This window comes from Flavonifractor sp. AGMB03687, from assembly GCF_017811815.1.
Classification (GTDB): Bacteria; Bacillota; Clostridia; order Oscillospirales; family Oscillospiraceae; genus Flavonifractor.
The window spans coordinates 536,332-562,071 of record NZ_JADKZI010000002.1 but is presented as its reverse complement, the minus strand read 5'-3'; the positions used below and the strand labels follow the sequence as shown (position 1 = coordinate 562,071).

The 25,740-nt window shown below is 62.4% G+C and carries 25 protein-coding genes; 20 read left to right on the top strand and 5 right to left on the bottom strand.

The annotated features are described in order from the left end of the window. Positions 1 to 28: 28 nt before the first annotated feature. The 3 genes from J9789_RS06250 (at position 29) to J9789_RS06240 (ending at position 3,972) form a co-directional block, all read left to right on the top strand. A complete protein-coding gene (locus tag J9789_RS06250) occupies positions 29 to 1,771 on the top strand; it encodes an ABC transporter ATP-binding protein (RefSeq protein WP_209343636.1) in 1,743 nt (580 codons plus the stop codon). After that, positions 1,761 to 3,647, top strand: coding sequence for an ABC transporter ATP-binding protein (locus J9789_RS06245; RefSeq protein WP_209343634.1), 1,887 nt, complete (start codon positions 1,761 to 1,763; stop codon positions 3,645 to 3,647). The genes J9789_RS06250 and J9789_RS06245 overlap by 11 nt, the downstream gene beginning before the upstream one ends. 178 nt (positions 3,648 to 3,825) lie before the next feature. Further along, positions 3,826 to 3,972, top strand: coding sequence for a hypothetical protein (locus J9789_RS06240; RefSeq protein WP_162609374.1), 147 nt, complete (start codon positions 3,826 to 3,828; stop codon positions 3,970 to 3,972). 63 nt (positions 3,973 to 4,035) lie between these two features. Here J9789_RS06240 and J9789_RS06235 read toward each other — a convergent pair whose 3' ends face one another. The 4 genes from J9789_RS06235 to J9789_RS06220 form a co-directional block, all read right to left on the bottom strand. Further along, complete coding sequence (locus J9789_RS06235) at positions 4,036 to 5,160, bottom strand: DUF4358 domain-containing protein (protein WP_209343633.1); 1,125 nt, start codon at positions 5,158 to 5,160, stop codon at positions 4,036 to 4,038. After that, complete coding sequence (locus tag J9789_RS06230) at positions 5,157 to 7,202, bottom strand: HAMP domain-containing sensor histidine kinase (RefSeq protein ID WP_209343630.1); 2,046 nt, start codon at positions 7,200 to 7,202, stop codon at positions 5,157 to 5,159. Before J9789_RS06230 ends, J9789_RS06235 begins: the two co-directional genes overlap by 4 nt. Then, positions 7,177 to 7,875 (bottom strand): response regulator transcription factor, encoded by a 699-nt coding sequence (locus J9789_RS06225; RefSeq protein ID WP_209343628.1) that lies wholly within the window; start codon positions 7,873 to 7,875, stop codon positions 7,177 to 7,179. The genes J9789_RS06230 and J9789_RS06225 overlap by 26 nt, the downstream gene beginning before the upstream one ends. Before the next feature lie 144 nt (positions 7,876 to 8,019). Further along, positions 8,020 to 8,964 (bottom strand): S1 RNA-binding domain-containing protein, encoded by a 945-nt coding sequence (locus J9789_RS06220; protein ID WP_245185090.1) that lies wholly within the window; start codon positions 8,962 to 8,964, stop codon positions 8,020 to 8,022. Between the two features lie 136 nt (positions 8,965 to 9,100). Here J9789_RS06220 and J9789_RS06215 point away from each other — a divergent pair, with 136 nt between their 5' ends. The 5 genes from J9789_RS06215 (at position 9,101) to sigE (ending at position 12,421) form a co-directional block, all read left to right on the top strand. Continuing rightward, entirely contained in the window at positions 9,101 to 9,295 is a 195-nt protein-coding gene (locus J9789_RS06215; RefSeq protein WP_087266101.1) for a DUF951 domain-containing protein, read from the top strand. Then, complete coding sequence (gene hisC / locus J9789_RS06210) at positions 9,292 to 10,356, top strand: histidinol-phosphate transaminase (protein ID WP_209343625.1); 1,065 nt, start codon at positions 9,292 to 9,294, stop codon at positions 10,354 to 10,356. Before J9789_RS06215 ends, hisC begins: the two co-directional genes overlap by 4 nt. Positions 10,357 to 10,358: 2 nt before the next feature. Next, positions 10,359 to 10,700 (top strand): DsrE family protein, encoded by a 342-nt coding sequence (locus J9789_RS06205; protein ID WP_209343623.1) that lies wholly within the window; start codon positions 10,359 to 10,361, stop codon positions 10,698 to 10,700. A 137-nt stretch (positions 10,701 to 10,837) separates the two neighbouring features. Beyond that, positions 10,838 to 11,686, top strand: coding sequence for a sigma-E processing peptidase SpoIIGA (locus tag J9789_RS06200; protein WP_209343621.1), 849 nt, complete (start codon positions 10,838 to 10,840; stop codon positions 11,684 to 11,686). A gap of 12 nt (positions 11,687 to 11,698) precedes the next feature. Then, positions 11,699 to 12,421 carry an RNA polymerase sporulation sigma factor SigE gene (sigE, locus tag J9789_RS06195; RefSeq protein ID WP_209343619.1) on the top strand — a complete coding sequence of 241 codons (723 nt, stop codon included), beginning with the start codon at positions 11,699 to 11,701 and terminating at the stop codon, positions 12,419 to 12,421. Positions 12,422 to 12,469: 48 nt separating this feature from the next. On the opposite strand, the gene J9789_RS06190 is transcribed toward sigE, so the two are convergent. Then, the gene (locus J9789_RS06190) at positions 12,470 to 12,646 is read right to left on the bottom strand and encodes a hypothetical protein (protein WP_209343617.1); all 177 of its coding nucleotides are present in this window, start codon (positions 12,644 to 12,646) and stop codon (positions 12,470 to 12,472) included. Between the two features lie 212 nt (positions 12,647 to 12,858). Here J9789_RS06190 and J9789_RS06185 point away from each other — a divergent pair, with 212 nt between their 5' ends. The 12 genes from J9789_RS06185 to J9789_RS06130 all read left to right on the top strand — a co-directional run bounded on the left by J9789_RS06185 (position 12,859) and on the right by J9789_RS06130 (position 25,694). Continuing rightward, positions 12,859 to 14,151, top strand: a complete 1,293-nt coding sequence (locus J9789_RS06185; RefSeq protein WP_209343615.1) for a dihydroorotase — start codon at positions 12,859 to 12,861, stop codon at positions 14,149 to 14,151. Between the two features lie 34 nt (positions 14,152 to 14,185). Then, complete coding sequence (gene pyrF / locus J9789_RS06180) at positions 14,186 to 15,112, top strand: orotidine-5'-phosphate decarboxylase (RefSeq protein WP_209343613.1); 927 nt, start codon at positions 14,186 to 14,188, stop codon at positions 15,110 to 15,112. Then, on the top strand, positions 15,087 to 15,377 hold the full coding sequence (locus J9789_RS06175) for a hypothetical protein (RefSeq protein WP_209343611.1): 291 nt from the start codon (positions 15,087 to 15,089) through the stop codon (positions 15,375 to 15,377). Before pyrF ends, J9789_RS06175 begins: the two co-directional genes overlap by 26 nt. Positions 15,378 to 15,395: 18 nt before the next feature. Next, entirely contained in the window at positions 15,396 to 16,175 is a 780-nt protein-coding gene (locus tag J9789_RS06170; RefSeq protein WP_209343609.1) for a dihydroorotate dehydrogenase electron transfer subunit, read from the top strand. Beyond that, on the top strand, positions 16,168 to 17,085 hold the full coding sequence (locus J9789_RS06165) for a dihydroorotate dehydrogenase (protein WP_209343607.1): 918 nt from the start codon (positions 16,168 to 16,170) through the stop codon (positions 17,083 to 17,085). The genes J9789_RS06170 and J9789_RS06165 overlap by 8 nt, the downstream gene beginning before the upstream one ends. A gap of 33 nt (positions 17,086 to 17,118) precedes the next feature. Further along, positions 17,119 to 18,282 (top strand): bifunctional histidine phosphatase family protein/GNAT family N-acetyltransferase, encoded by a 1,164-nt coding sequence (locus J9789_RS06160; protein WP_209343605.1) that lies wholly within the window; start codon positions 17,119 to 17,121, stop codon positions 18,280 to 18,282. A gap of 10 nt (positions 18,283 to 18,292) precedes the next feature. Further along, positions 18,293 to 20,260, top strand: a complete 1,968-nt coding sequence (locus J9789_RS06155; RefSeq protein ID WP_209343603.1) for a YgiQ family radical SAM protein — start codon at positions 18,293 to 18,295, stop codon at positions 20,258 to 20,260. Positions 20,261 to 20,406: 146 nt separating this feature from the next. Next, positions 20,407 to 21,954, top strand: a complete 1,548-nt coding sequence (locus J9789_RS06150; RefSeq protein WP_209343601.1) for a phosphodiester glycosidase family protein — start codon at positions 20,407 to 20,409, stop codon at positions 21,952 to 21,954. A gap of 111 nt (positions 21,955 to 22,065) precedes the next feature. Continuing rightward, a complete protein-coding gene (locus J9789_RS06145) occupies positions 22,066 to 22,350 on the top strand; it encodes a metalloregulator ArsR/SmtB family transcription factor (RefSeq protein WP_209343600.1) in 285 nt (94 codons plus the stop codon). 56 nt (positions 22,351 to 22,406) lie between these two features. Next, on the top strand, positions 22,407 to 23,420 hold the full coding sequence (locus tag J9789_RS06140; RefSeq protein WP_209343598.1) for a permease: 1,014 nt from the start codon (positions 22,407 to 22,409) through the stop codon (positions 23,418 to 23,420). Positions 23,421 to 23,433: 13 nt separating this feature from the next. After that, positions 23,434 to 23,727: a thioredoxin family protein gene (locus tag J9789_RS06135; RefSeq protein ID WP_209343596.1), complete on the top strand. Its 294-nt coding sequence runs from the start codon at positions 23,434 to 23,436 to the stop codon at positions 23,725 to 23,727. A gap of 101 nt (positions 23,728 to 23,828) precedes the next feature. Beyond that, positions 23,829 to 25,694 carry a cation-translocating P-type ATPase gene (locus J9789_RS06130; protein ID WP_209343594.1) on the top strand — a complete coding sequence of 622 codons (1,866 nt, stop codon included), beginning with the start codon at positions 23,829 to 23,831 and terminating at the stop codon, positions 25,692 to 25,694. Positions 25,695 to 25,740 lie beyond the last annotated feature (46 nt).

The window sequence follows — 25,740 nt, the reverse complement described above, 5'->3', positions numbered from 1 at the left end:
GCACAGCGAATCCAAAGGAGGGAACCCTATGAAGAAAAAGCGCAGCCTGATCAGCTGCATTCAGGAGTTCAAGCGGGATACCATCCTCACGCCCATCTTTGTGATCGGCGAGGTGGCCTTTGATGTATTTATCCCCATGATGACCGGCAAGCTGCTGGACGAGGGCGTCAAGGCGGGCAACATGAGCCGCATTTTCCAGTACGGTATTCTGGTAGTGGTCATGGCCCTGATGGCACTGCTGCTGGGTGCACTGTCCGGCCGGTTTGCCGCCCGGGCATCTACCGGCTTCTCCCGCAACCTGCGCCGGGAGATGTACCGCAACGTGCAGAAGTTTTCCTTTGCCAACATTGATAAATTTTCCACCGGCGGTATCATCACCCGCCTGACCACCGACGTGACCAACGTGCAGATGGCCTTCATGATGATTATCCGCATTGCGGTGCGCTGCCCCATCATGCTCATCTGCGCTTGGGGCCTGACCTTCTCCATCAACCCCAAGCTGGCGCTCATCTTCCTGATTGTCATTCCCGTCCTGGCGGTGGGCCTGCTGGTCATCATGAAGTCCGCCCATCCTCTTTTTGAGCGGGTGTTCAAGAAGTACGACTGGCTGAACAACGTGGTACAGGAGAACCTGCTGGGCATCCGGGTGGTCAAGTCCTTTGTGCGGGAGGACCACGAGCGGGAGAAGTTCGGCAAGGTGTCCAACGAGATCTATATGGACTTCACCAAGGCGGAGAAGATCCTCTCCTTCAATATGCCCCTGATGCAGCTGTGTGTCTACGGCTGTATGCTCACCGTGTCCTGGCTGGGCGCCAACCTGGTGGTGGGCGGCCAGCTGACCACCGGTCAGCTCACCAGCATGTTCAGCTATATCATGATGATCCTCATGAGCCTGATGATGCTGTCCATGGTGCTGGTGCAGATCGTGCTGGCCCGGGCCTCCGCCGAGCGCATCGTGGAGCTGCTCAACGAGGAGAGCGACCTGAAGAACGGCCCCGATCCCGTGAAAGAGGTGAAGGACGGCTCCGTGGTCTTTGAGAACGTGGGCTTCAGCTATGCCCGGGACCCGGAGAAGGAGTGCCTGAAGGGGGTAGATCTCACCATCCGCTCCGGCGAGACGGTGGGCATTCTGGGCGGCACCGGCACCTCCAAGACCACCCTGGTCCAGCTCATCCCCCGTCTGTACGACGCCACCGAGGGCCGGGTGCTGGTGGGCGGCGTGGACGTGCGGGACTACGACATGGAGGCCCTGCGGGAGCAGGTGGCCATGGTGCTCCAGAAGAACGTGCTCTTCTCCGGCACCATCAAGGAGAACCTGCGCTGGGGCAACAAGGAGGCCACCGACGAGGAGCTGGTCCGGGCCTGCGAGCTGGCCCAGGCCGACGGCTTCATCCGGGAGTTCCCCGACCAGTACGATACCCACATCGAGCAGGGGGGCTCCAACGTGTCCGGCGGCCAGAAGCAGCGGCTGTGCATCGCCCGGGCCCTGCTGAAAAAGCCCAGGATCCTGATCCTGGATGACTCCACCTCCGCCGTGGATACCAAGACCGACGCCCTCATCCGCAAGGCCTTCCGGGAGGAGATCCCGGACACCACCAAGTTTATTATCGCCCAGCGCATCTCCTCCATTGAGGACGCCGACCAGATCCTGGTGATGGACGGCGGCAGAGTGGCCGCCATGGGCACCCACGAGGAGCTGCTCGGCAGCTGCGATATCTACCGCGAGATCTACGAATCCCAGACGAAAGGAGGCGGCGAGGATGAAGCCTGACCACGCCCGGCCGTCTGTCAAGAAGTCCCAGACTATCCGCCGCCTGCTGCGCTATGTGGGCCGGGGCTACGCCGTCAAATTCGTGCTGGTGCTGATCTGTATCATGGTCAGCGCCATCGCCTCGGTGTCCGCCGCCCTCTTTCTGGGCTCCCTCATCGACGACTATATCACGCCCCTGCTGGCCATGGACAACCCGGTGTTTGACGGGCTGATCCACGCCCTCATCCTGATGGGCTGCCTGTACCTCACTGGCGCCCTGTGCGCCCTGGCCTATAACCGGCTGATGGTCACCATCTCCCAGGGGGTGCAGAAGAAGATCCGGGACGACCTGTTCAGCCACATGCAGTCCCTGCCCATCAAATACTTCGACACCCATGCCCACGGCGATATCATGAGCATCTACACCAACGACGTGGACACCCTGCGGCAGATGCTGTCCCAGAGCATCCCCCAGGTCATCAACTCCATGATGATGATCGTGGTGGCCCTGATCGGCATGCTGACCACGGATCTGCTGCTCACCGGCGTGGTCATCCTGTGCGTGGCCGCCATGCTGGGCGTCACCCGCTTTCTGGCGGGGCGGAGCGGCCGCCACTTTGTCCGCCAGCAGGTGAAGCTGGGCGATCTGAACGGCTATATCGAGGAGATGATCAACGGCCAGAAGGTAGTCAAGGTCTTCTGCCACGAGGAGGAGGCCCAGGAGGGCTTTGACGCGGTGAACGACGCCCTCTTCGAGAGCGCCGACAAGGCCAACAAGTACGCCAACATCCTCATGCCTATCCTCATCAACATCGGCAACATCCAGTATGTCATCATCGCCATGGCCGGCGGCGCCCTGGCCCTCAGCGGCATCGGCTCGGGCATCACCCTGGGCGTGATCGCCACCTTCCTGCAGCTGTCCAAGAGCCTGTCCAACCCTATCAGCCAGATCTCCCAGCAGCTCAACTCGGTGGTCATGGCTCTGGCCGGCGCCCAGCGTATCTTCGACCTGATGGATGAGCCTGCCGAGGAGGACCACGGCACCGTCACGCTGGTGAATGTGGCCTTCGATCAGGACGACAAGCTGTATGAGACTAAGGAGCACACCAACCTGTGGGCCTGGAAGGTCCCTCAGGAGGACGGCAGCTACAAATACACCAAGCTGGCCGGCGACGTGCGCTTCGACCACGTGGACTTCGCCTACGAGGAGGGCAAGACCATCCTCCACGACATCAGCCTCTTCGCCAAGCCCGGCCAGAAGCTGGCCTTCGTGGGTGCCACCGGCGCGGGCAAGACCACCATTACCAACCTGATCAACCGGTTCTACGACATCGCTGACGGCAAGATCCACTACGACGGCATCTCCATCAACGACATCAAGAAGACCGATCTGCGGCGCTCTCTGGGCATCGTGCTCCAGGACACCAACCTCTTTACCGGTACCGTCCGCGAGAACATCCGCTACGGCAACCTGGACGCCACCGACGAGGAGGTGGAGGCCGCCGCCGTGCTGGCCAACGCAGACGACTTCATCCGCCGTCTGCCCCAGGGGTATGACACCATGCTCACCGGCAACGGCGCCAACCTGTCCCAGGGCCAGCGGCAGCTGATTGCCATCGCTCGGGCCGCCGTGGCCGATCCCCCGGTCATGATCCTGGATGAGGCTACCTCTTCCATCGATACCCGTACCGAGGCCATCGTCCAGCGGGGCATGGACTCCCTGATGTGCGGGCGCACCGTCTTCGTTATCGCCCACCGCCTGTCCACCGTCCGCAACTCCGACGCCATCATGGTGCTGGATCACGGCCGCATCGTGGAGCGGGGCGACCACGAGGATCTAATCGCTCAGCACGGTGTGTATTATCAGCTGTACACCGGCGCCTTTGAGCTGGAATAATCCAAAGCCCTCTCTTTGCAGCGGACCGTCCCGGATTTACCGGGCGGCCCGCTGTTTTTTATCGTCCGGTACGCACCACTTTGGTGGCGGGGCATAGTATGGATTGAGACCGGGCCGGACAGCGGAAGGCTCCGCCGCCAGCTCCAGGTTTCTATCATTTAAACCGGGAGGTACTTCTATGATGGGGTGCAATAATGGTTGTGGCAACGGCTTTGGCGGCGGGAGCTGCCTGTGGATCATTCTGATCATCATTCTGCTGTGCTGCTGCTGCGGCGGTGGCAATAGCTGCGGCAACGGTTGCGGCTGCGGCAACAGCTGCTGCTGAGTCTCCATACACAGCATAAAGCCGGGCGGACATCGTAAGATGTCCGCCCGGCTTGTTCTTTATCTAGGATCTTCGGGTACGGAGGACCTGCCAGGTCCAGCGGGTGCCCGTGGCCTCCAGGACACCCTCCGGGTCCCACTCATGGCCGGTCTCCCGGAGAAAGTCGCTGGTCACATTGAAATAGCGATGGTGCTCCTTCTCATTGGCGGCGGGCACGTCCACATAAGAGCCCAGGGGATCGTCCCAGGTCACATCCACGGCGTACCAGTCTCCGTCCAGCTGGACCAGATTCCAGGCGTGGCCCACGCCGGTGACGGTGACGCATGGAATGTCCAGCAGGTCCATAAAGAGCTGGAAGGTGTTGGTGTAGCCCATGCACACGGCAGTCCCCTCCACCAGAAGCCCGTAGGGATGGTTGTGATTGGGATTGCTGTGTTCCTCGTCGTAGGCGGTGTGGTCGATCATCCAGTCGTGGATGGCCAGTTCCTTTTGGCCCACAGTCATATCGGCGGTAATGTACTGGTCCAGCACCTGTTTGCAGGCCTCCAGCACGGCGGCGTCGGTCCCCGACAGGGAGGAGGTATCCCCGGTGCGGTAGGCCTCCACCACAGGTGCGGTGTCATACCGGGGCAGCTCCACCGGCGGCTCGGATACCTCCACGCCGTCGGACTGGATGGTCACCTGGTAGCCGTTTTCAAAGCAGTCCTCAAAGGCGGCTTGGGCGGCCTCCAGATCGGGGCAGACCGCCAGCAGCAGCCAGCGGCCCTGCCGCAGCAGGACAGCCTCTTCCAGCTTTGCGGCCTCCTCAGGGGCATAACCGGTAAACTCTGCCTTCCGGCGCTCCACATAGGCGGCCAGTCCCTGCTCCGCCGCCTCCACGTCGGCCTTTTCTGACAACTGGATCACCGCCAGCTCGCTGGCCTGAAATCCCTCGGAGTAGGCGGCCACGGCGTCGGTCCAGTCTGTCCGCTCCAGCCCATAAGAGGCCAGCAGATAGGTTTCCAGCTCTTCCGAGGTGCCCAGCTCCATGTCCAGAGACAGAGGAGTGAGGCCTTGAATGAATTCCTCCGGCTGGGATTCTGCCACTGCGTTGCCCAGCTCGATGGCGGAGGCGTCGGTGGTGGGCTCCTGGGGGGTGCAGCCCGCCAGCAGCAGGGCAGGGAGCAGCAGAAGGAGCAGTCGTTTCATGCCTCCACCTCCGGCTCCGGGCGGGCGTCGGTGAGAGAGAAGGATACCGACGCCGTAAAGAGGTCGGCCTGGGTGCGGATGGCGAAGGAACCGTTGCAGGCCTCGGTAAAGGTGCGGGCGATGGACAGGCCCAGACCGCTGCCGCCGTCGGTGCGGCTCTGGTCCCCCCGGACAAAGCGCTCAGTGAAGTCCACCCCGTAGGGCAGCTCGTCCCGGGAGGTATTCTGCACCGTGGCCTCCGCCCGGCCATCCTGGGTGATCAGAGTCAGATAAACCCGGGAACCGGCCAGGGAGTATTTCAGGGCGTTGCCGATGAGGTTCTGGAATACCCGGTACAGTCGGTCGCCGTCAGCCAGGATCCACACCGGTTCCTCCGGCAGGGCGGGGCGGATGGACAGGCCGGAGGCCTGGATGTCCTCGTCCAGATCGGCCAGGGTCTGGCGGAGCAGCTTGGCAAAATCCAGGGGCCGCAGGTTCACCGGCAAGTTGCCGGTGGCCGCCTTGCTCACATCGAACACGTCCAGCACCATGGTTTGGAGCCGCAGAGCCTTCTGGTAGAGCACCAGGATATAGTCTTTCGCGTGGGCAGGCAGGTCCTCCTCCTGCCGCAGCAGCTCGGTGTAGCTGATAATGGAGGTAAGGGGGGTTTTGAGGTCGTGGGACACGTTGGTGATGAGCTCCAGCTTCAGCTTTTCGCTCTTAATCTGCTGAGACAGGGCGGCTTTCAGCTTGTTTTCCATCTGGTCCAGACCCTCCGCCGCCGCCCGCAGGTCGGAGTCCTCCGGCAGGGGGATCTGGTCGTCGCTGCCCACGGCCTGGATGCGGGTGATCAGCTTGTCCATGTCCGCCGTGGTTTGACGGTTTTTCCGGAGCAGCCACACCTGAGCCGCAATGAGGCCCACGCCTGCCACAGCCAGAAGGACCATCATCAGGAAACCAAAGTATTGCTTCAGCAGGGGCAGCTGGAGGGCGCAGTAGAGGAAGAAGGGAATACACAGGACAAACTGGAGCACGGAGCGCTTATCCATCCGTGCGCCCACCGACCAGCGCATCTCCTGTCGGCCCAGCAGTCGGGCACAGGCGGTGCAGAAGCTGTGGGTGTGCAGCTGGCCAAAATTGTAGCGCAGGTCATTGATGTGAAAATAGGACCACCACAGAGCCAGGGGGACTGTGAGGTAACGCAGAGGGTCACCGAAGAAATTGTTGAAGAACAGATTCAGCGTACACGATGCCGCAAGTACCCAAAGAAAGGCCAGGGGCACCAGCAGGAGCAGCTTGACCTCCAGCCAGATGTGCCCGGTAAACCAGGCGATGGCCTGATCGGCCCGCACCTTGTGCTTATGCCACACAATGGACCAGATCAGCAGAGCCGCGCCGGCTGCCGGCGGCACCAGTAGTAGCCAGAGTAGCCAGATGACAACGGTCCGGTTCTCGGCCAGATCCTGGACCATTTCATAGAGCCCGTAGCCCGCGCTCAGATTGACAGGCTTGGCCGCAGCGGCCAGAGATACGGTCAAATCGGCGTAGGCCGGGTCTTCCGGTGTGGCGCTGTTCTGGTAACCCGGCACGTACCAGTCCACCTCAACTCCCTGGAAGAAGCCGTCGCCGTAGACGTCCACCGCCTGGCCGTCCTTCCAGATGGAGACCTTGGTTCCGTCCCAGATCAACAGGAAGTTATAGCCCTCGGGCAGGGTATCGGGTCCATTCAGGGCGGCTTCGGTGTTGGCGGTGAGCTGCTGGCCGTTTTTCTCCACCCGATAGAGGAGATTGGTGTCCTCCTCATTTAAAAGACCGACGTATCCATCTTCCGCGTAAATGGCGTAGTTGAGCAGGCTGTACAGGTTGCCGCCGATCTGACTGCGGAACGTGGAGGTCTGCTGGTAGTCCGACTGGAACACGTCCATGACGGAGGCGCGGGTGGCGGGGCTGATGTTGATCGAAAGGTAGGTCCAGGCCACGCCGCTGTAGATCAGCAGACTAATGCCCACCACAAAGGCCAGAAAGGCCAGTGCGGGCTTAATGCTTTTCGATTTTGTATCCAATGCCCCACACCACCTTTAAATATTCCGGCTCCTTGGGATTGAGCTCGATTTTTTCCCGGATGCGCCGTATGTGCACCATCACCGTATTTTCCGCCGAATAGGGCTCCTCGTTCCACACCCGGCGGTAAATCTCCTCGGCGGGGAAGACCCGGCCCAAATTGCGCATCAGCAGGTCCACGATCTTCAGCTCGGTGGCGGTGAGCCGCACCGGCGCGCCGTCGGCCAGCAGGGTTTTCTGGTCGGGCAGGTAGCACAGCCGCCCGGTGACCAGCTCCGCCTGCTGGCTGGGGGCGTTCACATCGCCCAGCTGGGTATACCGCCGCAGATGACTGCGCACCCGGGCCACCAGCTCCTGGGGGTGGAAGGGCTTGGAGATATAGTCGTCCGCCCCCATGGCCAGGCCCAGGATCTTGTCGGTGTCCTCGCTTTTGGCGCTGAGGATGAGGATGGGCAGGTTGCGCTGCTCCCGGATCTTGAGCACCGCCGACAGCCCGTCCAGCTTGGGCATCATCACATCCATCAGGATGAGCCGAAGGGACGGGTCCAGGGCCATTTCCAGGGCCTCCAGGCCGTTGTAGGCCTTGAGTACCCGGTAGCCCTCCTTTTCCAGCAAAAGCGCGATGGCACGGACGATCTCAGCGTCGTCGTCCACCACTAGAATGGTTTCATGCATCGTAATCTCCTCCATGGGACTATCATAGCAGGGGTTTCTTTCAACCCCGCGCAGAAAACTCTGAAAGATTTCTTACGATTTTATCATACCACAGGCGGGAGGGCAATCAAAGACCCCGGACAGCCATGCTGTCCGGGGTCCTGTCTAGTCGCCGAAAATAGTCTCCGCTCCCACCTTGACGCAGCCGGGGGGCGCATATTTCCAGTGCTCCAGCCGTCCCTCCTGGATGAAGTAGTGCATGGGTTGGGGCGTGGCCAGCGGGGGGAGAAGTTCGATGGCCAGCAGCTTGATCTTCATTCGCTCCGGCAGGATGGCCTTCAGATAGACCGAGATCCGTGTGCCCTCGGTGAGCCTGGGGTCCCGCTCCGCCAGACCGGACAGGTTGGGGGTGAGCTCCACGAACACGCCGTAGTCCTTTACCCCCCGCACCACGCCGGGCACCGTCATGCCGGTGCGGAAGGGGGCGGCGTTTTCCGCCCAGGTGCCCAGCAGTTCCTTGTGGGTCAGGTAGATTCGGCCCAAAGCCGGGTCCAGGTCCAGCACCGCCGCGAAAATCTCCTGGCCCACACGGAACCGGACGGCGGGATGGGGTATCCGGGACACCGAGATGTTCTCCACCCCGATGAGGGAGGGTACCCCGCAGCCCACGTCCACAAAGGCTCCAAAGGGCTCCAGGTGGGTAACCCGAGCGGGAATGACCTGCCCCGGCCGCCACTCCTCCAGCATGGCGGCCAGGGCCTGCTGCTGGGCGGCCCGGCGGGAGAGCAGGGGACGGAGGCGGCCGTCTTCCTCCTCCAGGGCGGTGACGGTAAAGCAGACCGGCTTGCCCACCCGGGAGAGGATGGCAATGTCCCGGGTGACGCCTTCGGCAATGCCCAGGGCCGCCTCCTCCCGGGGGATCACACCGCGGAAGGACCCCAGGGAGACGATGAGATCGTGTTCCGGCGTACACAGCAGGGCGGTCCCCTCCAGTACCGCCCCCGATTCCATGGCCTGCCTGAGCCCCTCGGGGTCGGCGCAGGCGGCCTGATTTTCCGGCGTGTGGAGCAGCCGCCCCTCGGGTGGAAAACGGTTCGTCAATGTGACCAAATCCTTTCTGCGATGGGGTGATTTTTTTCTTACCAGACAACTATATGCAAAGGGGAACCTTGAATTGACAGGGGAGGAGCGGGAATTTATAATATTCTTTACACGGATAAAGTGAAGCAACAAAGGGGGAGCAGGCATGGACATCCATGTGGGCGACGTGCTGGAGCTGAAAAAGGAACACCCCTGCGGCAGCCGCCGGTGGCAGGTGCTGCGGGTGGGTATGGACTTCCGTCTGCGCTGCGCGGGGTGCGGCCACGAGCTGATGATCCCCCGGAGCAAAGCGGAGAAAAGCATCAAAAAGATCATTCGGCCGGGGGAGGACGAAACATGAAGAAGTATTGGAGCGCGCGGGCCAGGGAATTGACCCCCTATGTGCCGGGGGAGCAGCCCCGGAATCGGAAATTCATCAAGCTGAACACCAATGAGAATCCCTATCCCCCCTCGCCCATGGCTCTGGCGGCCATCCGGGAGGCGGCCTGCGATATCCTGCGGCTCTATCCCGACCCGGAGTGCACCTCCCTGCGGGAGGTGCTGGGGGCCACCTATGGCCTGAAGCCCTCCCAGGTTTTTGTGGGCAATGGCTCCGACGAGGTGCTGGCTCTCTGCTTCCAGGCCTTTTTTGATCCGGACCGGCCCATCCTGTTCCCCGACGTTACATACAGCTTCTACCCGGTGTTTGCCGACCTGTACGGCCTGACCTACCGGGAGGTACCTCTGGACGAGAACTTCGCTGTGCCCCTGGAGCCCTTCCTGGAGGAAAACGGCGGCATCGTCATCGCCAACCCCAATGCGCCTACAGGCCGGGAACTCTCCCTGTGCGACATCCGCAGCGTGCTGGAGGCCAACCCTGATGCGGTAGTAGTGGTAGACGAGGCCTATGTGGACTTCGGAGCCCGCTCCGCCGTGGAGCTCATCGACCGCTATCCCAACCTGGTAGTGGTGCAGACCATGTCCAAGTCCCGCTCCCTGGCGGGGCTACGGGTGGGCTTCGCCCTGGGCAATGAGGACCTGATCGCCGCCCTCAACTGCGTCAAGAACTCCTTTAACTCCTACACCCTGGATCGACTGGCGCTGGCCGGGGCAGAGGGGGCCCTGCGGGACCGGGACTACCTGCGGGCCACCTCCATGAAGATCCAGAACACCCGGGAGTGTACTGCCTCCTATCTGAAGAAGCTGGGCTTTATGGTTACCGACTCCTCCGCCAACTTCCTCTTTGTTTCCCACCCCAATGTGCCCGCCAAGGAGCTGCTGGACGGCCTGCGGCAGCGGGGCATCCTGGTGCGCTGGTGGGACAAGCCCCGCATCAGCAACTACCTGCGCATCACGGTGGGCACCGATGAGGAGATGAAGGCCCTGTGTGATGCCATGACGGAGCTGGTGGAGGGTAAATGAGGATGGACGAGAATCATCTGCATATCCTGTGGACCAACGCTGACCCCACTGTTTTTGACAAAATGGTGCTGATGTACGCCGTCAACAGCCTGGTACGGGGCTGGTGGGAGAAGGTGACCGTCATCCTCTGGGGAGACACGGCGGCTCTGGCTGCCCATGACCCGGCGGTACGAGAGCGCATCGCCCTGGCTATGGAACAGGGGGTGGACTTCTCCGCCTGCATTACCTGCGCCCGGGAGCTGGGCGTGGAAGAGGACCTGCGGGACATGGGCCTGGAGGTCATCTCCTGGGGCCCGCCCCTGACGGAGCTCATCAAGAGCCGGGCGCCTCTGCTCACCGTCTGATGCAATTGAATATGGTCCTAACATGGCCCGCCGTGGAACTGAAATCCACGGCGGGCCATTTTTGCGCTCTGCCCCCAATCTGACCTTTTTTATGGAGACAGGCAGGTATAATACGCCGGTAGGGGGGAGGAAGCGGCATGACGGTAGTCTATCTGGATGAGTTGTTTCTGCTGAATTTTGTAGTGGACTACCTGCTGCTGCTGGCCGCCGGTCGGCTGTCGGGGGAGGTGCTCCGCCGAGGCAGACTGGCCCTGGGTGCCGCCCTGGGTGCCGCCTATGCCGGGGCGGTGTTCCTGCCGGGGCTGGGCTTTCTGGTCCATCCCCTGTGCAAGGTGGGAGCGGGCATCCTGGCAGTGCTGCTGGGCTACGGCGGCAGTCCCAGGCTGCTGCGGGTGTGCCTGGTGTTCTTTGCGGTGTCCGCTGCTTTCGGCGGTGGGATCTTTGCCCTCCAGCTGCTGGGCAGCCGAAGCCTGGTGTTGTCCAACGGGGTGATCTCCTCACCATTGGACCTGAAGCTGGTGCTGCTGTCGGCGGCGGGGTGCTATGTGCTCATCACGCTGCTCTTCCAGCGGGCCGCCCGCCACAGCCCGCGGCGGGAGTTGGCTCCTGCGGTGGTGGAGCTGGGGGAGCGGCGAGTGGCCCTCACCGCTCTGGTGGATACCGGCAATACCCTCGCCGATCCGGTGTCCGGCAGACCGGTGCTGGTGGCGGAGGGGGCCAAGATGGGCGGCCTGTTTCCCGCAGGAACGGCGCCTACCAGGGAAGAGCTGCACGACCCGTCTGCCGCCCTGGAACGGCTGGGCCAGGCCGGGCTTCGCTGCCGCCTGCTGCCCTATCAGGCAGTGGGGGTGGAGTGTGGGCTGCTGCTGGCCCTGCGGGCGGACCGGGTGAAAGTGGGCGGGGAGGACTACGGACCCCTGCTGGTGGCGCTGTCGCCCACCAGTCTCACCGACGGGGGCGGCTACTGCGCCCTCATCGGAGCATAAAGGAGGATGGCTATGAAGAGCTGGAAGACGCGCTGGTACGGGCGCATACAAAAGCTGCTGGCGCGGCTGGGGCTACGCTTGCCGGGCAAGATCATGTACATCGGCGGGAGCGACACCCTGCCGCCCCCTCTGTCTCGGGATGAGGAGGCGGAGCTCATCCGCCGCCTGGACGAGGGGGAGGAGGGAGTCAAATCCCAGCTCATCGAGCGCAATCTGCGCCTGGTGGTTTACATTGCCCGCCGGTTTGAGAATACCGGGGTGGGCATTGAGGATCTTATTTCCATCGGCACCATCGGACTCATCAAGGCCATCAATACCTATCAGCCTGCCAAAAACATCAAGCTGGCCACCTACGCCTCCCGGTGTATTGAAAACGAGATTTTGATGCACCTGCGCAAGACTACCAACCTGAAGAGCGAGGTGTCCTTCGATGAACCCCTAAACACGGACTGGGACGGCAACGAACTGCTGCTGTCCGACATTCTGGGCACCGAGAGCGATCTGGTAATGAAGCCCATCGAGGAGGATGTGGACCGCAAGCTCCTGTTTGACGCCCTGGAGAAGCTGGAGGAGCGGGAGCGGCATATCATCACCCTGCGCTTTGGGCTGGACGGAAAGCCGGAGCGGACCCAGAAGGAGGTGGCCGACAGCCTGGGCATTTCCCAGTCCTACATCTCCCGACTGGAGAAGCGGATCATTGCCCGGCTCAAGCGGGAGATTTTACGGCTGATGTAATGGCATGGAAAAGGCCGCCTCAACGGGCGGCCTTTTCCATGTTCCTGGTCAGAAGCCCATGGTGTCTGCCAGGTCGTCCTTCATCTGATCCATCTTGCGGACGGCCTTCTTGGCCATGCGGCGCATCTGAGGATTCTGCATCCCCTTGGCCGCCACCGCCATGCCCATGGCGGCGCCGGCCATCAGGCCCAGGCCCATGCCTCCTAAAAAGGTGTGGTTGGTCATATGCTCAGCTCCCTTCTGAAAGGTCCGCATTTATTATTGCCTGGAATGCGGAAAAATCCATTGCTAAAATATGAGATTCAAGTTATAATGAAAAACGATGAACAGAGCAATTTGCAGGAGGGGACGGGGGATGGACCTTGTACCCTTTTTTGCTGTGCAAACGCGGCGCCCTGGCAAAGCGCGGGGCCGCAAAACAGGAAAGGAGTGATCCAGTGAAACTGTTGATTCGTCAGGGCCGTCTGGTGGACCCGGTCGGGGGCATCGGCGGTGTGATGGACATCCTGATGGAAGACGGCAAGGTGACTGTCATCGGCAGCAACATCAATGAGCCGGACGCCCAGGTGATCGAGGCCGCGGGACTGACCGTGTGTGCCGGACTGGTGGATATGCACGTCCACCTGCGGGAGCCCGGATTTGAGTACAAAGAGACCATTGAGACCGGCGCGGAGGCCGCGGCCCACGGCGGCTTTACCTCCATTGCCTGTATGCCCAACACCCGGCCCACCGTGGATTGCCCGGAGCAGGTGGACTTTGTCCGCCGGAAGGCAGCGGAGGCCTGCGGGGTCCACGTCTGGCCCATCGGCGCGGTGTCCAAGGGGCAGAAGGGGCAGGAACTCACCGACTTTGAGGCCCTGAAGGGGGCCGGTGTGGTGGCCCTGTCCGACGACGGTGTGCCCGTCCAGAGTGCCAACCTGATGCGGGACGGCCTCATCACTGCCCACCGCCAGAACCTGACCATCCTGTCCCACTGCGAGGATGCGGACATGGTGAAGAACTATGCGGTAAACGAGGGCCGGGTGTCCCGCCAGCTGCGGCTCAATGGCCGGCCCGCCATTGCCGAGGAGCTGATGGTGGCCCGGGACGCCATGCTGGCCGAGGAGACCGGCGCGGCGGTCCACATCTGCCACATATCCACCGCTAAGTCGGTGGCCATCGTCCGGCGGTATAAGCGCAAGGGCGTACAGATCACCTGTGAGACCTGCCCCCAATACTTCAGCCTCACCGAGGATGAGATTCTGGCTCAAGGTACCATGGCCCGGGTCAACCCGCCCCTGCGGACCTGGTCCGACGTGGAGGCCATCATCGAGGGCCTGAAGGACGGCACCATTGACGCCATCGCCACCGACCACGCCCCCCACTCCGCCGAGGAGAAGGCCCGGCCCCTGGCCGAGGCACCCAGCGGCATGGTGGGTCTGGAGACCGCCCTGGGCGTCACCCTCACCTATCTGTACCACACCGGGGAGCTGCCCCTGTCCGATATTTTGCGGAAAATGACCATCAACCCCGCCTGCATCCTCCGCCTGCCCACCAAGGGCCGGCTGGCCATCGGCGCCGACGCCGACGTGGTCATCTTCGACCCGGACGAGGTGTGGACGGTGGACCCGGAGCAGTTTGCATCCAAGGGCCGCAACACCCCCTTCGCCGGCAAGGAGTTGAAGGGTAAGGTGAAGTACACCATCGTAGGCGGCAAGATCATTTATCAGGACCCCAGCATCAGCAAATAAGAGAAGAGATTTATAGATAAAAGGAGAATGAATTATGTCCTTCGATCGTCTGCAGGAAGCCATCATTGCCAAGAAGAACCCCACCGTTGCGGGTCTGGACCCCAAGCCGGAGTATGTGCCCGCCCACATCCGCAAGGAGTGCTATGATAAGTACGGCGAGACCCTGGAGGGTGCCGCCGAGGCCATTTACCGCTTTAACTGCGGCCTGATGGACGCACTGAAGGACATCGTGCCCGCCGTCAAGCCCCAGTCCGCCTACTATGAGCGCCTGGGCTGGCGGGGTATGGAGGTGCTGGAGCGCACCATCCGCTACGCCAAAGAGCAGGGCCTGTATGTCATTGCCGACATCAAGCGCGGCGACATCGGCTCCACCGCCGAGGCCTATTCCGACGGCTGGCTGGGCAAGACCAAGGTGGGCGAGCAGATGCTCAGCGTCTTTGACGCCGACTGCGTGACCCTCAACGGCTACATGGGCGCCGACAGCGTCAATCCCTTCCTCAAAACCTGCAAGGAGATGGACAAGAGCACCTTCATCCTGGTCAAGACCTCCAATCCCGGCTCCGGCGAGCTGCAGAACGTGCCTGCCGGCGACGGTGACACTGTGTACGGCCTGATGGCCGACCTCATTGAGAAGTGGGGCGCCGGCACCGAGGGCAAGTACGGCTACACCATGGCGGGCGCTGTGGCTGGCGCTACCCACCCCGACGAGCTCAAGCAGATCCGGGCCCGGATGCCCCACACCTTCCTGCTGGTGCCCGGCTACGGTGCCCAGGGCGGCACCGCCGAGGATGTGCAGTACGCCTTCCAGAAGGATGGCCACGGCGCTATCGTCAACTCCTCCCGCGGCATCATCTGCGCCTGGCAGAAGACCGGAAAGGACGGCATGGACTACCAGGAGGCTGCCCGTAACGCCGCCATCGCCATGCGGGACGATATTGCCCGCTTTACTACCATCGCGTAACCGGAGCTGTCTATGTCAGAGCAAGAGAGAGAAACAAGGCGTCCGTGAGGACGAGGTCAGCAAGTGGAAGATCGGCCAGCACAAGGAATTGGACTGGCGTCAGCTCCTCCAGGAGCAGATCGCCGCGGGGCTGGTGGCGGAAGAGCCCTTCCGCTGCCCCACCTGCGGTCTCATGCGCCGCAACCGGATCTGTCCGGTGTGCGGCAGCATCATGGATCTGAAGCAGATGACCGAGACCGTCCACGGGGACGAGTCTGCCAAATAAGTGGAAATGAGGGATACTATGCCCATTGAACAGATCTGTACCATTGTTGAGGCGGCTAAGCTGAACGAGTATGCCTACTCCTTCACCCTGGAGGTGGGGGATATGGTGTCCCGTCACGGGCTGAAGGCCGGCCAGTTCCTCCATATTGCCTGCGGCGAGGGCCTGCTTCTCCGCCGGCCCATTTCGGTGTGCCTGGCGGGGCAGGACGAGCCCCAGGACCTCGCCCGCGTCGTCTTTGAGGTGCGGGGCGAGGGCACCAAGTGGCTGGCCCAGCGCCAGGTGGGGGATAAAGTGAACGTGCTGGGACCTCTGGGCAACGGCTTCTCCATCACCGCCGACGACCGGCTGCTGCTGGTGGGCGGCGGCATCGGCGTGCCGCCCCTGCTGGGTCAGGCCGCCTATACCGCCAAGAAGGCCACCGCCGTGCTGGGTTTCCGCTCCGCCGACCGGGCCATGCTGGTGGACGATTACCAGGATTACTGTGCGGACGTATACCTGTGCAGCGACGACGGTTCCCTGGGCCGCCATGGCTTTGTGGACACCCAGCTGCGGGATATCCTTGAAAAGGACAAAAACTTTACAGCCGTTCTGGCCTGCGGCCCCAAGCCCATGCTGAAGAACGTGGCCAAGGTGGCGGCCGAGTTCGGCGTGCCCTGCCAGGTCTCCCTGGAGGAGCGGATGGCCTGCGGCGTGGGCGCCTGCTTGGGCTGCGCCGTTCAGATGGCCGACGGCACCATGAAGCACGTCTGTAAGGACGGCCCGGTATTCGACGCCAAGGAGGTGGACTGGAATGTCTAAGGTGGATCTGTCCGCCGATCTGGCGGGCGTCAAGATGAAAAACCCCGTGGTGGTGGCCTCCGGTACCTTCGGCTTCGGCCGGGAGTACGGCCAGTTCTACAACCTGAATGAACTGGGCGGCATTTGCTGTAAGGGTCTTACCCTTCACAGAAGAGAGGGCAATCCGCCCCCCCGTATTGCCGAGACCCCCATGGGCATCCTCAACTCCGTGGGCCTGCAGAACCCCGGCGTGGACGCCTTTATCGAGCATGAGCTGCCCGAGCTGAAGCAGCACGACCTGGCCATCATTGCCAACATCTCGGGCAATACCCCCGAAGAGTACGGCATCATGTGCGAGAAGCTGTCTGCGGCGGGCGTGGACATGATCGAGGTCAACATCTCCTGCCCCAACGTGAAGGCAGGCGGTCTGGCCTACGGCACCAAGCCGGAGCTGGCCGCTGAGGTCACCAAGATGGCCAAGAGCCACTCCACCGTCCCTGTGATGGTGAAGCTGTCTCCCAATGTGACTGACATTACCGAGATTGCCCGCGCGGTGGCTGACGCCGGCGCCGACGCCCTGTCCCTCATCAACACCCTACGCGGTATGCGCATCGATCTGAACACCCGCCGTCCCATCTTGAAGATGAACACCGGCGGTCTATCCGGCCCCGCTGTGCTGCCGGTGGCCGTGCGCATGGTGTGGGAAGTGGCCTGCGCCGTGGATCTGCCCATCCTGGGTATGGGCGGCGTGGCCAAGGGGGAGGACGCGGCCCAGCTGATGCTGGCGGGCGCTTCCGCCGTGGCAGTGGGCACCGCCTGCTTCGCCGATCCCTACGCCCCCATCAAGGTGCGGGACGGTCTGGCCCAGATCGCTTCTGCCCAGGGCCTTGACAAGGTTTCTGACCTGACAGGCGGCGTGCGCCCCTGGTAATTGCAATATCCTGATCCGAAGAGGGTGCGTACTGTGACTAAGGTTTATATCATCCGCCACGCGGAGGCGGAGGGCAATCTGTATCGCCGGGTCCACGGCTGGTACAACAGCCTCATCACTGACAACGGTTACCGGCAGATCGCCGCCCTGCGGGGGCGGTTCGCCGACGTGCATATCGACGCGGTGTACTCCAGCGATCTGTTCCGCACCATGACCACTGCCACCGCCATTTATCCCAACCACGGCCTGGAGCTCCACACCACCCCCGCCCTGCGGGAGATCGGCGTGGGGGAGTGGGAGGACAAGCCCTGGGGTGAGCTGGAGCGGCACGACGCCATGCGGCTCATCCGCTTCAACCACGCTTCTCCTGAGTTCCAGGTGGAGGGGGGCGAGACCTTCGCCCAGGTCCAGGCCCGGATGAAGGGTGCGGTGCTGGACATTGCCGCCCGCCATCCCGGCCAGACGGTGGCTTTGTTCTCCCACGGCTCCGCCATCCGCTGCCTTCAGGGCGCCATCCGGGGTATGGGTCCCGGCGAGATGGACAGCCTGGGCCACAGCGACAACACCGGCGTCACCTGCCTGGAGGTGGAGGGGGATCAGATCAACATCCTCTTTGAGAACGACAACTCTCACCTGCCCGAGGAGATCTCCACCCTGGCCAGCCAGAAGTGGTGGAAGTCCCGGGAGGGCAGCATTGCCGACGCCAACATGTGGTTCCGTCCCCTGGATCTGGACCGGGAGGAGGAACTCTATCTGGAGGCACGGCACGACGCCTGGGTGGACATCCACGGGGAGCAGGCCGCCTTTGACGGAGCGGGCTTCTGCAAGGATGCCCGCCACTGCTGGGAGCAGGAAAAGGAAAAAGCCTTGTCTGTGGCCATGCAGCGGGACCAGGTGGCCGGTGTGCTCCAGTTGGATCTGGAGCGCTTTGCGGAGGATGGCATCGGCTACATTCCCTTTGTGTACATGACGCCCCAGCACCGGAAACGGGGTCTGGGCGTCCAGCTCATCGGCCAGGCGGTATCGGTGTATCGCCCCCTGGGCCGTACCCGCCTGCGGCTGCGCTGTGCGCCCGAAAACGCGGTGGCTCAGCGCTTCTACAAGAAGTACGGCTTTGAGAAGGTGGGGGAGGAGCACGGTCGAGTGACCCTGGACATTTTGGAAAAATACATTGGCTATGAGGCCAGGAACGGATAAGAGGAACGATATGAATGGATTTTTGCCCGTCTCCAAGGCGGATATGGAAGAGCGTGGCTGGGACGGGTACGACTTCCTGATCATTACCGGCGACGCCTACGTGGATCATCCCACCTTCGGCTGCGCCATCATCTCCCGGGTGCTGGAGGCCGAGGGCTACCGGGTGGCCATCCTGGCCCAGCCGGACTGGCGCAGGCCGGAGGCCTTTACAGCTCTTGGGCGGCCCCGGCTGGGTGTCATGCTGTCCGCCGGCAACCTGGACTCCATGGTGGCCCACTACACTGTGGCCAAGAAGCGGCGGCACGACGACGCCTATTCCCCGGGCAATCAGGCAGGGCTGCGTCCCGACCGGGCCTCCATCGTGTATGCCAACAAGGTGCGGGAGGTCTACGGTGACATTCCCCTGATCATCGGCGGCCTGGAGGCCTCTCTGCGCCGCTTTGCCCACTATGACTACTGGGAGGACAAGGTGCGTCGGTCGGTACTCTTTGACAGCCAGGCCGACCTGCTGGTGTATGGCATGGGTGAGACCGCTACCCGCGAGATCGCCGCGCGGCTAGCCTCCGGTACGCCGGTAGGGGAGATCACAGATGTAAAGGGAACTGCCTTTATTGCGAAAAATCCCTCTGCCTGCGTCTACCCCAAGGTGGAGTGCCCCTCTTACGAAGAGGTGCGGACCGATAAGCGGCAATATGCCGTGGCCAACCAGATCCAGTACGAGGAGCACGATCCCGTGCGGGGGAAGGCCATCCTCCAGCGCCACGGGGACCGGCTGCTCATCGTCAATCCCCCTGCTATGCCCCTGACTACGGCGGAGCTGGACTTTGTGGCCGAGCTGCCCTATGTCCGGGAGCCCCACCCCATGTACGATGAAATGGGGGGCGTGCCTGCCATTGAAGAGGTGCGCTTCTCGGTGGCCCACAACCGGGGATGCTTTGGCGCCTGCAACTTCTGCTCCCTGGCCTTCCACCAGGGACGGATCATCACCTCCCGCAGCCATGAGAGCGTGCTGAGAGAGGTGGAGGCATTGACCCACCACCCCGGCTTCAAGGGCTATATCCACGATGTGGGCGGTCCCACCGCCAACTTCCGGCGGCCCGCCTGCAAGAAGCAGATGAAGGCGGGACTGTGCCGGGGCAAGGCCTGCCTGGCTCCCGAGGCCTGTCCCAATCTGGACGCCGACCACACCGACTACCTGATGCTCCTGCGCAAGGTGCGGGCCGTACCGGGGGTGAAGAAGGTCTTCATCCGCTCCGGTATCCGCTTCGACTTCATGCAGAAGGACAAGAGCGGGGAGTTCTTCGCCGAGCTGGTGAAGTACCACGTGTCCGGCCAGCTGAAGGTGGCGCCGGAGCACTGCGTCAACTCGGTGCTGGACTATATGGGCAAGCCCCATATTGAGGTGTACGAGAAGTTCAAGCGGAAGTATGAGTCTCTCAACCAAAAGTACGGCAAGGAGCAGTACCTGGTGCCCTACCTCATGTCCTCCCACCCCGGCTGTACCCTGGAGGATGCGGTGAAGCTGGCCCAATGGCTCAACCGCACCGGTCGTCAGCCGGAGCAGGTACAGGACTTCTATCCCACCCCGGGTACCCTGTCCACTTGTATGTACTATACCGGCATTGATCCCCGCACCATGAAACCGGTGTATGTGCCCAAGGATCCCCATGAGAAGGCCATGCAGCGAGCCCTGATGCAGTGGAAACGGCCGGAGAAGCGGCCCCTGGTGCGGGAGGCTCTCCACCGGACCCACCGGGAGGACCTGATCGGCTTCGGCAAGGATTGTCTGCTGCGGCCGGAGAAGCACTTCAAAGCCCAGGAGGGCAAGCCCTCCGCCGACCACCGGAACAAACCTGGCAAGGGGGGCAAGGCTGCGGCACCCAAGAGCGCCAAGCCCCAGGCCAAACCCACCCGCAAGGCGGGCTGGGCGGTGGCCAAGCCCAAGAAGAATGCCCGGCCCCGCAAGGGAAGAGGTTAAAAATCAGCCCGGCAGTGCGTAGGACGATGCGCGCTGTCGGGCTTTTTGCGTTCCAGGCTATGCAGGAAGGGAATTGCAGGGAAGGGAAATAGTTGGTACAATAAATAAAACATCCCCTGCGGGGGAGAAGAGAGGACGTGTAGCCTGTGAAAAGACGTTTCCTGTCCCTGCTGGCGGTGCTGGCCCTGATCTTGAGCATGGCTCCGTCGGCCCTGGCGGCCCAGCCCAACCTGGTGGTTGCCATGCGCTACAACAGCCCCTGGTGCGTCATCGGTGATACCGTGACCCAGATCGACCCGGACAGCAGCGCTGTGGTGGTCATGGCGGAGGCCGGACGCACCATGCTGCCCATCCGCCGGATGATCGAGGCCTTCGGCGGCACGGTGGAGTGGGTGCCCGAGACCAACGGCGTGCGATGCTCCCTCAACGGCATCTCGATAGAGCTGGAGTACGACGCACCCACAGCCCTGGTGAATGGGGAAGAGGTGGCCCTGGACGTGCCCATGCGGGCCAAAAACAACCGTTCCTTTGTACCGGTGCGCTTTGTCAGCGAGAATCTGGGCCTCACCGTGGAGTGGGAGCCCCAGAACCAGATCGTGGTGGTGGCCGACGGCCAGCTGGATAAGAACAGCTTGACCAGCCTGTCCCAAGTCCAGAAGCTGGTGGAGAAGACCACGCCCAAGGCCTCCCCTGTGACGCTGACCTCCAAGAGCTATGCCCTGGCCTCTGGTACCGTCAGTGCCAATGTGATCACGGTGAACATGAAGGACCCCAGAGTGTCCGTTAAGTCTGTCCTGACCAATGGCAAGCTGAATGCCCCCCAAAGCTTCCAGAGCATCGTTGCAAACTCCGGGGCGGTAGCGGTGATCAACGCCAACTTCTTCAACAGCAACAATACCTTCCAGGACCCCATCGGCCACCTGATGGTGAACGGCCAGTTTGTGTATGCCAGCACAGGCATCTCTTCTCTGGGTATTACCGATACCAACGAGATGCGCTATGGCCGGCCGCCGGTCTTTGTCCGCATTGAGACGGTGGATGGCGGTGCTTACCGCTGGTGGGACGCCTATGAGGTCAATATGCTCAAGCAGTTCAGCGGCCAGGCGGTGCTGTACACTCCCGCCCGGGGCACCTCCTTCCAGGTCACCTATCCCGGCTCCGTCCTGACCGTGGTCAACAATGTGACCACCAGCTTCCAGATGGTATCCGCCGGCCAGACGGTGTCCATCCCTTCCAACGGTTACGTGCTCTACTCCAGCGATACCGTCACCAACTATGATTTCTTCAACCAGTTTGAGGCGGGCCGCACCGTGGCCCTGCGCCCCTATCTGCAGCGGGACGACGCTGAGGGCTTCCAGCTGGACGGCGTCAAGACCATCGTGTCGGGGGCGCCCCGTCTGGTAATGGACGGTGTCAAGTACACCCAGCTGGACCCCGGCTTCACCGAGTCCCGTTTTACCACCGCCGTGACGCCCCGCACTGCCGTGGGTACCACCAGAGAAGGTAAGCTTCTGCTGGTCAACGTGAAGGCAGCCAGCATCGAGCAGATGCGCGACCTGATGCTCACCCTGGGCTGCGTGGATGCCATCAACCTGGACGGCGGCGCTTCCACCGCCATGTACTACAATGGCCAGACTCTGGCCACCCCCGGCCGTAATCTGACCTCCACACTCCAGGTCTTTGTGTCCGAATAAGCAAATCACTCGAAAATCCCCCGCCAAAAGGCGGGGAATTTTTCTCTTGACAGGGGATGGGTCTGGTGTTAAAATGATCACATCAAATAATTTTGATGTGAGGTGAACGGCATGGACGGGATCCACCGGCGCAACGCCCGGGTATTCAAGGCCCTATGCGACCCCAAGCGGCTGGCCATTCTGGAGCTGCTGCGGGGCGGAGAGAAGTGCGCCTGCGTGCTGATGGACCAGCTGGATTTAGGCCAGTCGGCGGTGTCCTACCACATGAAGATCCTGTGCCAGTCCGGTCTGGTGGACAGCCGGCAGGAGGGGAAGTGGACCCACTATCGGCTCAGTCCCGACGGCTGTGCCGCCGCCATTCGTCTGCTGGAGCAGCTGACCACGCCCGATGCGTGAGCAGCTGCTTTTTCCCGAACAATACATCAAAAAAACTTGATGTGAGAGGTGCTGATATGGAGATGATTTCCGCCGGGTGGCAATTTGTTCAGAACCAGGTGCTGGGCATGAAGTGGCTGGAGCGCCTGATCGGCCGGGGACTGGAGACTCTGGGAGTGGATCTGACCACCCGCTGGGGCGGCAGCCTGCAGTTTTTCTGCTATGACGTACTGAAAATAACCATTTTGCTCTGTGCTCTGATCTTTGTGGTGTCTTACATCCAGAGCTACTTTCCGCCGGAGCGCAGCCGCCGGATTTTGGGCCGATTCCATGGCATATGGGCCAATCTGCTGGCTGCCCTGCTGGGAACGGTGACCCCTTTCTGCTCCTGTTCCTCCATTCCGCTGTTTATGGGCTTTACCAGTGCGGGGTTGCCCATCGGAGTGACTTTTTCCTTCCTGATCTCGTCTCCCATGGTGGACCTGGGCAGTCTGGTGCTGCTGATGAGCATTTTCGGCGCCCGGGTGGCGGTGCTTTATGTGGTGCTGGGGCTGATTATCGCGGTCATCGGTGGTACGGTGCTGGAGAAGCTGGGCATGGAGCGCCATGTGGAGGACTTTGTCCGCCACGCCGCTGCTTTGGACTGTGAGGACCACACCCCCACCCGCCGGGAGCGAGTGAGTTACGCCAAGGGCCAGATGACCGCCACCTTCCGCAAGGTCTTTCCTTATGTACTGGTGGGGGTGGGCGTCGGCGCCATCATCCACAACTGGCTGCCGGAGAGCTGGATCCAGGGTATTCTGGGGGACGGCAACCCTCTGGGCGTGGTGCTGGCTGTGCTGGTGGGCGTGCCCATGTATGCCGATATTTTTGGCACCATCCCTATTGCCGAGGCTCTGCTGGCCAAGGGAGCCCAGCTGGGTACCGTGCTGGCCCTCATGATGGCGGTGACCACCCTCAGCCTGCCCTCCCTCATCATGTTGCGGAAGGCAGTAAAGCCCAAGCTGCTGGCGGCTTTTATCGGGGTGTGTACCCTGGGGATCATTGTGGTTGGCTATCTGTTCAATCTGTTCCAATGGATCATTTTATAAGGAGGATTTTATCATGGGAGTGTTTGGTAACAAGAAAAAGGTAGGGGAGGATCACCCCAACGCTCCTGTGAAGGTGCTGGGCTCCGGGTGCGCCAAGTGCAACGCTCTGGAGGATGTGACCCGGCAGGCGTTGGCCGAACTGGGGCTGGACCTGGAGGTGGGCCACGTTACCGACTTCAGCCAGATTGCAGCCTACGGCGTCATGACCACCCCGGCTCTGGTGGTGGACGGCAAGGTCCTCTCCGCCGGGCGGAGCCTGACCAAGGGAGAGGCCATGGAACTGATCAAAAAGGCCAGAGGGCTGTAAAGCAGAGAGGGAGGCTTGTCCTCCCTCTTTTTGCTTGACAACCTATACCCCCATGGGTATAATGTGGGTGAGATACCCGTGGGGGTATAGGAGGTGTCTACATGAAACAACTGGGGAAGCTGCTGGAGTGGGGCGGTGTCAAAAAGGACGTTGTGCTGCTGGTGCTCTCGGGGCTGGCCCTGCTGGCCAGCATCCTGTGGGGTGAACAGCTGCCGGTCGATCCCGCCTGGGTGGCCATTGTGCTGTGCGGCCTGCCCATCATCCTGGAGGCCATCATCGGTCTGGTCACCGCCTTCGACATCAAGGCCGACGTGCTGGTATCCATCGCACTGGTGGCCTCGGTGATCATTGGGGAGGACTTTGCCGCCGGCGAGGTGGCCTTTATCATGCAGTTGGGGGCCCTGCTGGAGGACCTGACGGTGGCCCGGGCCCGGGCGGGCATTGAGAAGCTGGTGAAGCTGACCTCCCGCACCGCCCGGCGGATCACAGAGCATGGGGAAGAGGTTGTGCCGGCGGAGGAGATCCGGGTGGGCGAGCTGCTGCGGGTACTGCCAGGCGAGACCATCCCCGTGGATGGGGTGGTCAAGGAGGGGCGCACCTCGGTGGACCAGGCGGTGATGACCGGCGAGTCCCTGCCGGTGGACAAGGCCCCCGGGGACCCGGTGTCCAGCGGCACGGTAAACCAGTACGGCGCCTTTACCATGGAGGCCACCAAGGTGGGGGAGGACAGCTCCATCCAGCGGATGGTGCGACTGGTCCAATCCGCCGATGCGGGGAAGGCCAAAATCGTGGGCCTAGCCGACCGGTGGGCCACCTGGATCGTAGTCATTGCCCTGTCCGCCGCCGCCATTACCGGCTTTGTCACCGGGGAGCTCATCCGGGCAGTGACCATTCTGGTGGTGTTCTGCCCCTGCGCTCTGGTGCTGGCCACCCCCACCGCCATTATGGCGGCCATCGGGAATGCCACCCGGCACGGCTTCCTGGTGCGGGAAGGGGACGCCCTGGAGCGCCTGGCCGGCGTTACCTGCGTGGCCTTTGACAAAACGGGAACCCTGACCATGGGCAAGCTGCGGGTGACGTCGGTGCTGCCGCTGAACGGCCAGACCGAGGAATCGGTGTGGGCGGCTGCTGTGGGCCTGGAGTCCTGGTCGGAGCACCCCCTGGGCAAGGCGGTCACCGCCGACGGCAAGGCCCGCTATCCCCACCTGACCCCGGCTGGGCAGGGGGTGGAGGTGCTGCCCGGCCTGGGTCTGCGGGGCACGGTGGACGGCAGAACCCTGTGGGCAGGCAACCGCACTTTGATGGAGCAGATGGAAGTCTCCCTGCCGCTGGAGGCGGAGAAATTTGCCGCCCAGCGGCTCCGGGAGGGATGTACCCTCATCTATCTGGCGGGGGAGAGGGACATGCTGGGAGTACTGGCTCTGGCCGACACCCTGCGGCCTGACGCGGCAGATACCATAAAGGCGGTGGAGGCCGCCGGGGTGCAGCCGGTGCTGCTGACGGGGGACCATGCGAGCGCCGCCGCTCATATCGCCGGACAGTTGGGTATTCAAGAGGTGAGAGCGGGCTGCCTCCCGGAGGACAAGCTGAATTGGATCGCCCGGGCCCAGGAGAAGGGGCGGCCGGCGTGCATGATCGGCGACGGAATCAACGACGCCCCCGCCCTGAAAAAGGCCATGGTGGGCATTGCTATGGGAGGGGTGGGCAGCGACATCGCCGTGGACGCCGCCGATATGGCTCTGGTGGGGGACGACCTGCGGGAGCTGCCCCATCTGCTGCGGCTGTCCCGGCGGATGCTGTTCACCATCAAATGCAATCTGACCTTCTCCATGGCGCTGAATTTTGCCGCCATTGCCCTGGCCATCACCGGCGTCCTCAACCCGGTGGTGGGGGCCCTGGTCCACAACGCCGGGTCGGTGGCGGTCATCCTCAATTCCGCCCTGCTGCTGCGCTGGCGGGGGAAGTAGACACAGATGCCCCGGATGCGGCCCAAGGGCCGTATTCCGGGGCTTT